We start from the raw sequence: 12,103 nt of genomic DNA, 5'->3' as shown, positions 1-12,103 counted from the left end.
CTTCTCCGCTGCGTCTATCCCAGCCGTTCGTCCAGAATGAGTCGCGTCTTCGTCGACTTGACCTCGTCCATCTCGCGGGCCTGCGAGATGAGCTCGTTGACCGCGCGCGTGTCGACGGCGTCGACGACGAGGACCACGTCGTCCTCGCCGGAGACCTGCCAGACGAAGTCCACCTCCTCCCAGTCGACCATCCGCTCGCCGACGGCGGCGGTGTCGACGTTCATCTCCACCGAGATCTCGATCATCGCCTTCACGTTGCCGGTGCGAGTCGTGACGGTGAACCGCTCGATAATTCCCTCCTCGGTCATTCGGTCGACGCGGTTTCGCACCGTCCCCTCCGAGGTGCCGACTCGGTCCGCGATCTCCGTGTAGGGGGTTCGCGCGTCTCGCCGCAGTATCGAGAGGATCCGGCGATCGAGGTCGTCCATACTCGCCTCTCTCGTCCCGGCGACTTACTCGTTACGAATATCGTAACGAAGCTACGAACGACGCATTTATTACCCTTTGCACGTACGTATCTCGTAATGTCGGACGCCTACATCGCGCTGGCCGACGGTCGCGTGCTCGAAGCGCGCGCTCGTGCGCCGGGGCGCACCCGCGGCGAACTGGTGTTCACGACCGCGTACACAGGCTATGAGGAGTCGCTCACCGACCCCTCCTACGCCGAACAGATCCTCACCTTCTCGTACCCCCTGATCGGGAACTACGGCGTCCGATCCGAGCGATTCGAGTCCGACTCGGTCCAGCCGCGCGCGGCGATCGCCCGCGAGCTGACCGACGACGTCGCCGAGTGGCTCGCCGACGAGGACGTGCCCGCCGTCGACCACGTCGACACCCGCGAGATCGTCACCACCGTCCGCGAGGAGGGCGCGATGGCCTGCGGGATCGCAGCCGGCCCGGACGCGACTCCCGAGGACGCGGTCGACGAGATGGAGGCGTGCAAGCCGATGAGCGACCACGTCGACATCGGCGCGCAGGTGTCGGTGACCGAGCCGACGTTCTACGAGGGCGACGGCGACGCCGACGTGGCCCTGCTCGACTGCGGCGCGAAGGGCTCGATCATCTCCTCGCTCACCGAGCGCGGCGCGGACGTCCACGTCCTCCCGTACGACGCGACTCCCGAGGACGTGGCCGACGTGGACCCCGACGTGCTGTTCGTCTCGAACGGCCCGGGCGACCCGGAGAACTTCGTCGCCGCCCAGGAGGTCGTCGACGCCGTCGCCGGTGACCTCCCGATGGCCGGCATCTGTCTCGGCCAGCAGGTGATCACGAGCGCGCTCGGCGGCTCGACCGAGAAGATGGCGTTCGGTCACCGCGGCGTCAACCAGCCCGTCAGGGACCTCCGGAGCGAGAAGGTCGTGATGACCACCCAGAACCACGGCTACACGGTCGACGACACCGGCCCGCTGGAGGTGACGCAGGTGAACGTCAACGACGACACCGTCGAGGGGCTCGACAGCGAGGAACTCGACGTCATCACCCGCCAGTATCACCCCGAGGCGAACCCCGGCCCGCACGACTCACTCGGCTTCTTCGACGAGGTGCTGGAGCTGGCGCGATCGACGCCGTCCGTCGCGGCCGACTGACCCGGACCCACGCACTATCTTCCCCGCGCTTCGCGACTCATCGCTGACCGCGCCATCTCGCTGATCGCGCCCTCTCGCTGACCACCCCGAGTACCACAGAGCCGACGCCCGCGGTTTCCCTTCCCACGCTCGGCAGTCGGTTTCCGTCCGACTGCGACCGGCGACGTTTTCCCCCGTCTCCTCGCAGTGACTGCCATGACGGACATCCTCCTCACCAACGACGACGGCATCGACGCCGTCGGGATCCGGGCGCTGGCCGACGCGCTCTCGCGCAAGCACGACGTGACCGTCGTTGCGCCCGAGAGCAACCAATCCGGCGTCGGCGGCGCGCGTTCGTGGTGGGACACGACAGTGGAGTACACGGAGACCGACGCGGGCTATGCGGTCGAAGGCACTCCCGCCGACTGCGTCGCCGTCGCGGACGTGGCGCTCGGGCTCGACCCCGACGTAGTCGTCTCCGGCTGTAACCACGGACCGAACATCGGCGCACATATCTTGGGGCAGTCCGGCACGGTCGGCGCCGCGATGGAGGCGTCGTTCCTCGGCACCCCGGCGATCGCGGTGTCGCTGTACGATCGCGGTAACCTCCCCGTTCCGCCGACCCTCGACAGCAGCGACTTCGCGGTCGCCGGCGAGGCCGTCGCCGACCTGATCGACCGCGCGGAACGCGGCACCGGCGACGGAGAGGGCGACGTCGACCTCGCCCTCCCGTTCGGCGCCGACGTGTTGAACGTCAACGTCCCCGCTGCCGACGACGAGGCGGCCGAAGACCCGACCTACCGGCTGACCGAGCCCGCGCGCGGCTTCGACGTGATCGAGTTTCGCCCGGGAGAGGAGGGTACGGAGGGCGGGAACGCCCCGGAAGAGGAGAACGTCCCCGAAGACTGGAAGTTCAACGAGCGACGCGGGGAGATGGGGATGGAGCTCCGCGACCGCTTCTGGCGGGAGTTCCTCCGCGGCGACGTCCCCGACGACCCCGGCTCTGACCGGCTCGCGGCCGTCGAGGGCGAGGTGAGTATCTCGCCGCTGTCGTCGTCGCGGTCGATCGCTGGCGACCGCGCCGGCGAGGTCGTCGGAGGGCCGGCGACGCCCGAGTCGGCGGCCTCGCGGATCGAGCAGGACTGACCGGCGATACTCTCTCTGCCGCCGTCTCAGCGTCGTCGTCTCAGCGTCGCCGCCCCGGCCGACGCGATCCCCCGGTGAACTCCTTCCCCAATCGTCCGAGGTACCACACGACGATTAGTCCCAGTGCGACGCCGACGCCGAGCGCGGCGAGCAGCTCGATCGGCGAAGGGCCGAACTGGAGCGCGATGAGCGGCGGTGACACCGCCACGATGAGAAGGATAACGGCCTTTATGCGCCGGTTCCCGGCGTTTCGCTCCGCCTCCGACATGGGTCCTACCACGCCGACCCCCCCGCGGTCCGCGCTCGCCGTCCGATCGCTCCCGTGTCCATGGGCCACCCACGGCTCGCCCCGATATCAACCCGGCGGAGCCGGACCAGCGTCCGGTCGATAGCTCCCTATTAACACCCTCCCACGGCTACAGCCGTGGGTGTTCGCCTCGCATTCTTCATAAATCTCTCGACCGTTCACGCCGGTAACGGCGAGCTACCGCGTGAACGGTCTCGGCCGTTTAAGTCAGTTCGCGCGCAGGTGACACGTGCCCCTACCCGCGGACCCCTCCGCCGCGGCCCCGCTTCGCCGGGGTATCGATCCGGCTCGGCCCGCTCGAACCGGACCGGGCCGCGCCTGACCGCATCTCGCCGAGTCGCCTCCTCGGCCGCCGTTCCGCGGCGCTTTTGAGCCGACCCCGATAACCGAAGGGCATGGACGACGAACTCCGCGAGCGCGTCGAGGCGGCCGGCGAGGCCGCCGCGCTGTTCAACGCGCTCAAACACGGCAACGATCCGGACGTGGGCGCCATTATGGGTCCGCTGATGGGCGAGAACCCCGAATTTCGACCGCACGGCGACGAGATTCCCGGCGTCGTCGCGCCGGTCGTGAACCGGGTCGCCGGTATGGACGAGGCCGAGCGCCGCGAGCGGCTCGGCGAACTCGCGCCCGACAAGCTCGCGGAGCTGGAGGCGGACGACGAGGCGGACGAGCACGTCCTCCCCGACCTCCCGAACGCCGAGGCGGGCGAGGTCGTGATGCGCGCCGCGCCGAACCCCAACGGCCCGTGGCACGTCGGCCACGCCCGGATGCCCGCCGTCATCGGGACGTACAAGGAGCGCTACGACGGCGAGTTCATCTGCCGGTTCGACGACACCGATCCGGAGACGAAGCGGCCCGACCTGGACGCGTACGACGCCATCCTCGAAGACATCGAGTACCTCGGCTTCGAGCCCGACCGCGTGCTCCGGGCGTCCGACCGGCTGGAGACCTACTACGACCACGCCCGCGACCTGATCGACGCCGGCGGCGCGTACACCTGCTCGTGTTCCGGCGACGACTTCTCCGAACTGAAGAACGCGGGCGAGGCGTGTCCGCACCGCGAGAAGGACAGCGAGACGGTCCACGAGGAGTTCGACGCCATGATCGACGGCGAGTACTCCGCCGGCGAGATGGTGCTCCGCGTCCGGACCGATATCGAGCACAAGAACCCCGCGCTGCGCGACTGGGTCGCCTTCCGGATGATCGACACGCCCCACCCGCGCGAGGAGGCGGCCGACTACCGTTGCTGGCCCATGCTCGACTTCCAGTCCGGCGTCGACGACCACCTCACGGGCGTCACGCACATCATCCGCGGCATCGACCTGCAGGACTCCGCGAAGCGCCAGCGGTTCGTCTACGACTACTTCGACTGGGAGTACCCCGAGGTGCTCCACTGGGGCCACGTGCAGGTCGACGAGTACGACGTGAAACTCTCCACCTCGACGATCAAGGAACTCATCGAAACCGGCGAGCTGACCGGCTGGGACGACCCGCGGGCCCCGACCATTCGGTCGATGCGACGCCGCGGCATTCAGGGGCAGGCCCTCGTCGACTCGATGACCGAACTCGGGATGTCCACCTCCGACGTCGATCTGGCGATGTCGTCTGTGTACGCGAACAACCGCGACCTGGTCGACGACGAGGCGAACCGGTACTTCCTCGTGCGCGACCGCGACGACGCGCCCGCCGTGGAGCTGCCGGTCGTCGACGGCGACGCGCCCGCGCCCGAGGCGGGCCACCCGCCGCTCCACCCCGACCACGCCGACCGCGGCGACCGCGAGGTGCCCGCCGGCCGGATCGCCGTCGAGTCCCCGGACCTCCCGAGCGAGGGCGAGCGCGTCTGGCTCAAGGGGTACGGCTGCGTCCGGCACGAGGGCGACGAACTGGTCTTCGTCGACGCCGACATCGACGTGGTCCGCGAGGGCGACGTGGACGTGATCCACTGGGCGCCCGCGGAGGAGGGGCTCGACACCCTCCTCCGCACCGTTACCGGCGATGTGCGGGGAATCGCGGAGCCCGCGCTCGCCGAGGTCGAGCCCGACACGGTCGTCCAGTTCGTGCGCGTCGGCTTCGCCCGGATCGACGCGCTCGATCCCGAGGCGACCGACGAGCCGGACGGGCCGAACGGCGAGGAGGACCTGCTCGCGTACTACGCGCACCCGTGAACTACCCCACCCTACTCGCTCACCGCTGACGCGGTTCGCTCCTTGAGGGTGGGGCTTCCTGCTTCCACGACGCGCTTTGCAGACACCGAATCGGTGTCCGTAGGGAGCGCAGTCTCCACAGGCGTTGATTCGGAGCGTCCCGCTCCTAACCGCTTCGTGATACCGCGAGAAAGAATGTTCCACGCTGCGTTCGCGTCTCTATCCGCCTCAAACCCACACGCCGGACACGAGTGTTCGCGCACCCACAGCGGCTTGTCCGTCGAAACACCGCAGGACGCGCATTCCTTGGTCGTTCCTGCCGGGTCTACGGCGACGAAGTGCGTGCCTTCGCGCTCGCATTTGTATTCGAGCATCCGTAGGAACATCCCCCACGCCGCTCCTGCGCGGTTCCGAGAGTTGCCCGGTAGCTCGACCAACCCCTTTGCGTCCAAATCCTCTACGGCCACGAGGTCGTATTCTCGGGCGTAGTAGTTCGACAACTTGTGGAGGAAGTCGCGGCGCTTGTTCTTCAACTCGGCGTGGCGTTCGGCCACAACTCGGCGCTGTTTCTCCCAATTCGCAGACCCGTGCTGTTTCCGCGAGAGGTTGCGTTGGGCGCGTTCCAAGCGTTCGCGCTCGTCGGACAGGTCGAGAGATTCGACGGCGGTTCCGTCCGTGTCGTGGGCGTACTTGAGAATCCCCACGTCGATGCCAACGCACTTCTCGGGATTCTCCGGCTTCGCGGGCGGGTCGTCCGGAGTTTCGACACCGAAGATAGCGTACCACTTACCGGTCGGTTCTTGTTTGACCGTGACGGTCTTGATTTCGGCGTCGTCGGGGATGTCGCGGTGGAGGGTGATAGGGATTTCACCGAGTTTCGAGAGCCACAGTCGAGTCCGACCGCTCGTGTTCTTGAGCTTGAAGCCGGATTGACTGTAGGTGAAACTGCGGTACTCGCCCGGTGCTTTCCAGTTGAGCGTCCCGACACGGTAGCCGTTATCTTTTCGCCCTCGGAGCGTCGAGAGGTTATCGTACAGCCGTTGTACGACCTTCTGAAGAACTTTCGAGTGAACTTGTTTCAGGTCGTTCCACCACTTCTTGAGACTCGGCAGGAGTTTCTGTTCGCTGTATGCCGAGGTGTTGTCGGTGCGGTTGAGTCGGTGAAGGAAGTGGTTGTAGACCTGCCTACAGGTATCGACAGTCCACGCTAACTGTTCTGCGAGAGCGTCGGACGGTCGGAGTCGATACCTGTTGTTGTAGTTCATCTACGAGCGTTCTTCGATGAGTTCGTCAAGTTTCTCTTGGACGAACGACGAGAGATTGAGGTGGTTCTCCTCAACCCACTCGGCTTGGTCGTCTCGGATAGAGATGTTCTTGCGCGTTGCCACACCACATAATACACAAAATACACAAATAAGAATTGCGATTGCGTGGGTCTGTGGGCCGAGCAATGAACGTGTTTGAGAACTGTGCAGCGCTGTATCCCCTCCCTACTCACTCGCTTCGCTCGTTCGTTGAGGAAGGGGCCTTAGCGCCTCAATTCAGGTAACCGGCCTCTTTGGAACCGCCGCGTGTCTCGCGCGCGGTTCTCGCAACCGCCTGCCGCGGGGGTTAAATAGCGAGCCCCGGAACTACGGGCAAGATGGCCATCGACTCGAACTTCGAACAGAACCGGGAGCAGGTCGGCGAGGAGGACGGCGTCGCCGTCTGGGGGCCCGTCGAGCCGCCGGAGAAGCAGGGGATCCGCGGCACCCACGTCGCGGTCGACTTCGACATCTGTCTCGCCGACGGCGCGTGTCTGGAGGACTGCCCGGTCGACGTGTTCGAGTGGGTCGACACCCCCGGTCACCCCGAGTCCGAGCGGAAGGCGAATCCCGCCGACGAGGACCAGTGTATCGACTGTATGTTGTGTGTGGACGTCTGCCCCGTCGACGCGATCGACGTCGATCCCGGCCGCGAGAACCGGATCTAGATCGGCGTTCTTGGGCTGATGTTGGCGCTGGTCGGATGGTGAGCTTCTTTACGATCTCCGTCGCTTGTTTATAAATGGCCACCGATGGATCGGTGGTGAACACCTCCAAAGCCCCAACCGGCGAGGCGGACGCACGCTCGCTGCGCGCTTCAGTCGCTCGCGTTGCTCGCTCCTTCCAGTGTTTGCGTCGTCATCAGAACGCGAAGCGTTCTGACTGGCTCACGAGGGCTTTGCTCTCGTGAACGCCTGCGTCCGCCTCGCCGGCTGCACCTCTGAGTCCCCCCGCACGGCAGCAGCCTCACGCCTCCCCAGCCTCGTCGGTCGCCCTCCGCGGTGCTCCGGGCGACCGACTCCAGCGAGGGACCGAAGTCCCTCTGGCGGCCGGCGCGCAGCGCCGGCGACCTCGCGCGTGCGACTCACGCCCTCCGGGCGTTCGTCGGCACGCGCCACCGCAAGCGGTATTTAAGTACTGACTCAATCCTCTTGCTCAGTCGCTTATAAACCTGTCTCGCTCTTCGAGCGCGAAGTCGGTCCCATATCGCTCGACGAGGGGTTCGTAGGCGTCGCCGAGCGCGCGCATACAGGCGGCGGTCGAGACGTACCCGAGCTCGTCGGCGACCGACTCGCTCGGGCGACCCTGTAAGACCTTCCGGACGAGCAGGCGCTGTTCGCGGTCGTCGAGGGCGTCGGCGCCCGTCTCGTTCCCCTCGTCCCCGCCGATCAACGCCGCGAGCGCGAGGTCTCGGAACGCGCCGGGCGCGCTGTCGTACATCCCCGGACCGAACGACGCGCCGACCACGGAGCGCCACTCGACCTCGGTCAGGTCGATCGACACCGACGCCGGGCAGGCGCGGAGCGCCCCGACGACCACGTCGGGGTCCACGTCGCGGTGGGCGTCCGAGAGCCCGTCGCGCTCGCGGTCGCGGAAAGCGGTCGCGTTGCGGTCGAGGAGGGCGCCCCCCGGCCCCGCATCGTCGGTCGGCCGAAGCATGATCGCGGAGTACTCGCCGGAGGCGTCGTTGCGGGAGGTCGAGAGGTGAACCGTCCGGTAGCCCGCGCGCCGCCAGAAGCGGAGCAGGCGCGGCGTCGCGCCGTAGCCGACCGAGAAGTAGTCGACGGCGTCGCCGTCGCGGTCCCCGCCGGTCCCACCGCGCTCCCCGCCGAACTCCGCGTGTACCTCGTCGAGCAGGCGAGTGCCGAACCCCTCGCCCCTGAGTGCGTGATGGGTCGCGATCCGGACCGTCCGCACGCCCTTCGGCGCGGCGGCGCTCTCGTCGCGGAGCTGGCTCGTGAGTACGTCCGGCACCATGTTGCCGCGGACGCGCTCGCCCTCGTACATTCCCCGGCGGGTCTCGGCGTCGAGTCCGCCCTCGCGCGCGAGCAGCGCGACCGCGACCACCCGCCCCTCGGCGACGAGCGCTCGCGCGGTGAGATTCGGCGCGTCGAGCAGCCGGGCGAGGTCGTTCGGCTCCGTGCGGTAGTGCGCCGCGACGAGCAGCCCGAACGCCTCCCGGAGCAGGGCCTCGTCCGCGAGCAGTTCCTCAGGGGACGGCCTTCGGTACGTCGCGTCCTCGACCGTGCTTCCCGCGACCGCCTCGTCGACCGCCGGACGCGCGTCTAACAGGAGCGCCCGCGACGCCCACGCCTCCACCGGGTCGTTCCGCGCGTATCGGATCGGCTCGTCGAGCCGCACGTCCCGCACCGCGAACCGGCTCGCTCGCAGGCGCTCTTTGAACCGGATCGAGAACCCGCGACCGGCCCCCTCGTAGCCGTGGACCGTCGTGCAGAACGCGACCGCCGGCGCGTCGAGAAACCGTTCGAGCAGCCGCACCGGGAGCGCGGCCGCCTCGTCGACGATCACCGCGTCCGGGTCGTCGGGGAGATCGGCCGCCTCGGCGGGCGCGAGGAAACGGACCCGCCCACCTCCCGGCGCGTCGAGTCGGTGGGCGTTGTCCTCTGTCTCGCCGTTATCACTGTTCCCCTCGATCAGTTCTCCCGCCCGCGCGAACACCTCCGTCGCGTTGCGGAACGCCGGCGCCGTGACGAGCACGTCGGCGCCCGCGAGCGCGAGCGCCCCCGCCGCGATCCCCGCCGCGCTCGACTTCCCGCGCCCGCGGTCCGCCTCGGCGACGACCGCGTTCCCCGGCGTCGCGAGCGACTCGAACGCCCTCACCGCCCGGACCTGATCGCCGGTGAGACAGGCCTCGTAGGCGGCGGCCGGAAACGTCGCGTTCGGCGGGGCGGTCGGTCTCTCCGCGGTCGCCTGCGCCGTCGATTCCGCGGTCGGGCCGTCCCGCAGGCCGGTGAGTCCGTCGCGTTCGACAGCGTCGCCCTCCGATCCGGCTTCTCCGAGCGAGACGATCGCTATCCCCGGGTGCGATCGAAGCGTTTCGACGAAGCGCTCGCGGAACCGCCCCGTCACGTCGTCGACCTCGTACGGCGGGACCGCGAGCGAGTCGTCGAAGCGGTCGCGAATCGCCGGCCACGCGTCGAGGTCGGGAGTCAGGAGAACGAGGAGGCCGCCGCCGTCGACCGCACCGACGCATCGACCGAGCGCGTTCGGGACGAACTGCTCGTGACAGTCGAGGACGACGACCTCGCGGGTGCGGCCGAGCAGTTCGTCTGCGCTTCGCGGGCGATGCTCCTCGAACCGGAACCCGTCGCGCGTGGAGACGATAGCGGTCGACGTGGGATTGACCCCCTCGATCGCGTCGTAGGCCGCGTCGAACCCGCGGTCGCGGTCGCCGGCGAACACGAGGACGCGCCGCTCGTTCGCCGCCTCGGCCTCCCGCTTCGCGTCCCGCGCCAGCGCCGCGATCATCGTTCGGTCGTCGTTGCCGGGGGGAGCGGATGTGTCTTGCCCTCCGGTCCCGCCACCCTCTCCCGGTCGCCCTCTCCCCCGCCGCCCGAGGCGGGACGCTTACGGACTCCCGGCGCGTTTCTCCGGGCATGACCACGGTCACGCTCATCGGCACGCGGCTCGCGGACACGGGTCGCGAGTTCGTCTATCAGGGGGAGTCGCCCGACTGCGAGGGGTGTCCCTACCGGAGCCAGTGTCTCAATCTCTCGGAGGGAACCCGGTACCGCGTGACCGGGATCCGCGAGAACGCCCAGACGCTCGACTGCGCCGTCCACGACGCCGGGGTCCGCGCGGTCGAAGTCGAGCCCGCGCCCGTCCCCGCGAACGTCCCGTCCAAGCAGGCGTACGCCGGCGGGCGCGTCTCGCTCGCCGGCCCGTGTCCGCACACCGAGTGCCCGAGCCACGGCTACTGCGTCCCCGACGGCGCCGACTTCGACGACGAACGGGTGATCGACCAGGTGCTCGGCGAGCCGCCGCACGACACCTGCGCGCTCGACCGGGACCTGACGCTGGTGGAGTTCCGGGCGGAAGACGGGTAACGACCGATTCTCGGAATCGACGCTTACAGCGAGGTGACCGCGTTCAGCGTGATCCGGATCGCGCGCTCGACGTTGTCCTTGGCCTTCTCCGGCAGCTCGTCGTCCGAGTCCGCGCCCTTCTGGCTGCCCGCGACGAGGTTGCCGTCGACGGTGCAGATCGCGCCCGCCCGCAGCCCCTTGCGACGCGCCAGCGAGAAGACCGTCGCCGCCTCCATCTCGACCGCGAGCAGGTTCGCGTCGTTCCAGTCCTCGACGTACTCGTCGTCCTCGTTGTAGAACGCGTCGTCGGAGACGATCGGCCCGACGTGGATCTCCTCGTCGTTGTCCTCGGCGGCGCCGACGAGTTCGGTGAGCGCGTCGTAGTCGGGAACCGCGGGATACTCGACCGACTCGTAGCGCTTGCTCGTCCCCTCCTCTTTGGCCGCGCCGGTCGCGACCACCATGTCACCGACCTCCATGTCGGCCTGCAGGGCGCCGCAGGTGCCACAGCGGAGGAACGTCTCGACGCCGACACGCGAGAGCTCCTCGACCGCGATCGCGGCCGACGGACAGCCGATTCCGGTCGAGCAGATCGTGAGGTCGGTCCCCTCGTAACTCGCGTTCACGACCTTGTACTCGCGGTTCTGCGCGACGAGCTCGCTGTCGTCACACAGGTCCGCGATCCGATCGACGCGCCCCGGGTCGCCAGGGATGATCGCGATCTCGTGGACGTCGCCCTCCTCGACCAGCAGGTGCGGCTGTTTCGCCATACGCGCGGACACACTCGCCGCGCGCAAAAACGGACCGGTCGGGCGCCGGGGCGCGCCCGTGAAGCCGATTTGATATCGCGGAATGGGATTTATAGTGGAACCAGTGCAACTGCCTCGCCTCTCTCGGCAGCCTCTCCGACGCCGGTCGATCGGCCGGTTTATCGCCCGGGAGTGGCTGATCCTGGCATGAGCGACTCCGGCGACGCCGCTAGCTCACTCGCCTCATCGATCGGCGCGCTCGTGATCACGTTCCTTCTTGTCACGCCGATCGCGGGGACGCTGCTCGGGTTCAACTGGACCCAGGCCGTGTTGTTCGGCGGGTTCGCCGGCTCCGTCGCCGTCGCGTCGGCGTGGCTGACGGCGCGGCGGATGGGCGGTGACCGAACTGGATGACTGACGCCTCTATCGACCGACGGGCGGTTATCGCGACTGAGAGACCGGACGGAGGCTTTTATACCCGTCCGACGTCGACATCTCGTAATGCGCTTCAGTCGCGACCGTCGAGGCCAGTCGGTCGTGATCGGAACGGTGATCCTGTTCGGGTTCCTGATCCTCGCGCTGTCGCTGTATCAGGTGCAGGTCGTTCCGCAGGAGAACGCACAGGTGGAGTTCCAGCACTTCGAGGAAGTCCGGAACGATCTCGTTGACCTCAGGGCGGGAATCCTGCAAGCCGGGAGTACCGACCGATCGCAGTATCAGACGGTTCGGCTGGGCACTACCTATCCATCTCGTGTGTTTACGGAGCGTGTCATAGAAAGCGTCACGTACGAAGCAGCAGGGTGCGAAAAGTGTGTCCAACACCAGCGCAACCCTGCAAG

At 67.9% G+C, this 12,103-nt stretch carries 12 protein-coding genes and 1 pseudogene; 7 read left to right on the top strand and 6 right to left on the bottom strand.

All coding sequences use genetic code 11. From position 1 onward, the window contains the following. Positions 1 to 14 precede the first annotated feature (14 nt). Positions 15 to 428 (bottom strand): Lrp/AsnC family transcriptional regulator, encoded by a 414-nt coding sequence (locus tag FGL94_RS11360; protein WP_144925080.1) that lies wholly within the window; start codon positions 426 to 428, stop codon positions 15 to 17. 96 nt (positions 429 to 524) lie between these two features. Here FGL94_RS11360 and carA point away from each other — a divergent pair, with 96 nt between their 5' ends. Both carA and surE read left to right on the top strand, forming a co-directional pair. Continuing rightward, complete coding sequence (carA, locus tag FGL94_RS11355) at positions 525 to 1,586, top strand: glutamine-hydrolyzing carbamoyl-phosphate synthase small subunit (protein WP_144925077.1); 1,062 nt, start codon at positions 525 to 527, stop codon at positions 1,584 to 1,586. Positions 1,587 to 1,781: 195 nt separating this feature from the next. Beyond that, positions 1,782 to 2,711, top strand: a complete 930-nt coding sequence (gene surE, locus FGL94_RS11350) for a 5'/3'-nucleotidase SurE (RefSeq protein ID WP_144925073.1) — start codon at positions 1,782 to 1,784, stop codon at positions 2,709 to 2,711. Between the two features lie 40 nt (positions 2,712 to 2,751). Here the strand turns inward: surE and FGL94_RS11345 are convergent, their stop codons facing one another. Further along, positions 2,752 to 2,979 carry a hypothetical protein gene (locus tag FGL94_RS11345; protein ID WP_144925071.1) on the bottom strand — a complete coding sequence of 76 codons (228 nt, stop codon included), beginning with the start codon at positions 2,977 to 2,979 and terminating at the stop codon, positions 2,752 to 2,754. Positions 2,980 to 3,413: 434 nt separating this feature from the next. Between FGL94_RS11345 and FGL94_RS11340 the strand changes: the two genes are divergently transcribed. Then, on the top strand, positions 3,414 to 5,186 hold the full coding sequence (locus FGL94_RS11340) for a glutamate--tRNA ligase (RefSeq protein ID WP_144925068.1): 1,773 nt from the start codon (positions 3,414 to 3,416) through the stop codon (positions 5,184 to 5,186). Between the two features lie 11 nt (positions 5,187 to 5,197). Here FGL94_RS11340 and FGL94_RS11335 read toward each other — a convergent pair whose 3' ends face one another. Further along, complete coding sequence (locus FGL94_RS11335) at positions 5,198 to 6,430, bottom strand: RNA-guided endonuclease InsQ/TnpB family protein (protein ID WP_144925065.1); 1,233 nt, start codon at positions 6,428 to 6,430, stop codon at positions 5,198 to 5,200. Continuing rightward, positions 6,431 to 6,553: a hypothetical protein gene (locus tag FGL94_RS18825; RefSeq protein WP_004975901.1), complete on the bottom strand. Its 123-nt coding sequence runs from the start codon at positions 6,551 to 6,553 to the stop codon at positions 6,431 to 6,433. It abuts the gene before it with no gap. Between the two features lie 254 nt (positions 6,554 to 6,807). On the opposite strand from FGL94_RS18825, the gene FGL94_RS11330 reads away from it, so the two are divergent. Beyond that, on the top strand, positions 6,808 to 7,137 hold the full coding sequence (locus FGL94_RS11330; protein WP_004047088.1) for a 4Fe-4S dicluster domain-containing protein: 330 nt from the start codon (positions 6,808 to 6,810) through the stop codon (positions 7,135 to 7,137). Between the two features lie 487 nt (positions 7,138 to 7,624). On the opposite strand, the gene tmcA is transcribed toward FGL94_RS11330, so the two are convergent. After that, a complete protein-coding gene (gene tmcA, locus FGL94_RS11325) occupies positions 7,625 to 9,958 on the bottom strand; it encodes a tRNA(Met) cytidine acetyltransferase TmcA (RefSeq protein WP_144925064.1) in 2,334 nt (777 codons plus the stop codon). A 128-nt stretch (positions 9,959 to 10,086) separates the two neighbouring features. On the opposite strand from tmcA, the gene FGL94_RS11320 reads away from it, so the two are divergent. Then, entirely contained in the window at positions 10,087 to 10,536 is a 450-nt protein-coding gene (locus tag FGL94_RS11320) for a UPF0179 family protein (RefSeq protein WP_123620344.1), read from the top strand. 23 nt (positions 10,537 to 10,559) lie between these two features. Here FGL94_RS11320 and FGL94_RS11315 read toward each other — a convergent pair whose 3' ends face one another. Beyond that, positions 10,560 to 11,285 carry a nucleoside phosphorylase gene (locus FGL94_RS11315; protein WP_144925061.1) on the bottom strand — a complete coding sequence of 242 codons (726 nt, stop codon included), beginning with the start codon at positions 11,283 to 11,285 and terminating at the stop codon, positions 10,560 to 10,562. 186 nt (positions 11,286 to 11,471) lie between these two features. On the opposite strand from FGL94_RS11315, the gene FGL94_RS11310 reads away from it, so the two are divergent. Then, positions 11,472 to 11,678: a hypothetical protein gene (locus FGL94_RS11310; protein ID WP_144925059.1), complete on the top strand. Its 207-nt coding sequence runs from the start codon at positions 11,472 to 11,474 to the stop codon at positions 11,676 to 11,678. Between the two features lie 87 nt (positions 11,679 to 11,765). Further along, positions 11,766 to 12,103: pseudogene (locus FGL94_RS11305) on the top strand (hypothetical protein); the annotation flags it as partial.

The sequence above is a fragment of the Halorubrum salsamenti genome (assembly GCF_007671685.1).
Classification (GTDB): Archaea; Halobacteriota; Halobacteria; order Halobacteriales; family Haloferacaceae; genus Halorubrum; species Halorubrum salsamenti.
This window is presented reverse-complemented; position numbering and strand designations above follow the sequence as displayed.

Excerpts from the sequence above, each read along its gene's own strand:
- FGL94_RS11360 (WP_144925080.1), bottom strand. The coding sequence starts at position 428 with ATGGACGACCTCGATCGCCGGATCCTCTCGATACTGCGGCGAGACGCG.
- carA (WP_144925077.1), top strand. The coding sequence starts at position 525 with ATGTCGGACGCCTACATCGCGCTGGCCGACGGTCGCGTGCTCGAAGCG.
- surE (WP_144925073.1), top strand. The coding sequence starts at position 1,782 with ATGACGGACATCCTCCTCACCAACGACGACGGCATCGACGCCGTCGGG.
- FGL94_RS11345 (WP_144925071.1), bottom strand. The coding sequence starts at position 2,979 with ATGTCGGAGGCGGAGCGAAACGCCGGGAACCGGCGCATAAAGGCCGTT.
- FGL94_RS11340 (WP_144925068.1), top strand. The coding sequence starts at position 3,414 with ATGGACGACGAACTCCGCGAGCGCGTCGAGGCGGCCGGCGAGGCCGCC.
- FGL94_RS11335 (WP_144925065.1), bottom strand. The coding sequence starts at position 6,430 with ATGAACTACAACAACAGGTATCGACTCCGACCGTCCGACGCTCTCGCA.
- FGL94_RS11330 (WP_004047088.1), top strand. The coding sequence starts at position 6,808 with ATGGCCATCGACTCGAACTTCGAACAGAACCGGGAGCAGGTCGGCGAG.
- tmcA (WP_144925064.1), bottom strand. The coding sequence starts at position 9,958 with ATGATCGCGGCGCTGGCGCGGGACGCGAAGCGGGAGGCCGAGGCGGCG.
- FGL94_RS11320 (WP_123620344.1), top strand. The coding sequence starts at position 10,087 with ATGACCACGGTCACGCTCATCGGCACGCGGCTCGCGGACACGGGTCGC.
- FGL94_RS11315 (WP_144925061.1), bottom strand. The coding sequence starts at position 11,285 with ATGGCGAAACAGCCGCACCTGCTGGTCGAGGAGGGCGACGTCCACGAG.
- FGL94_RS11310 (WP_144925059.1), top strand. The coding sequence starts at position 11,472 with ATGAGCGACTCCGGCGACGCCGCTAGCTCACTCGCCTCATCGATCGGC.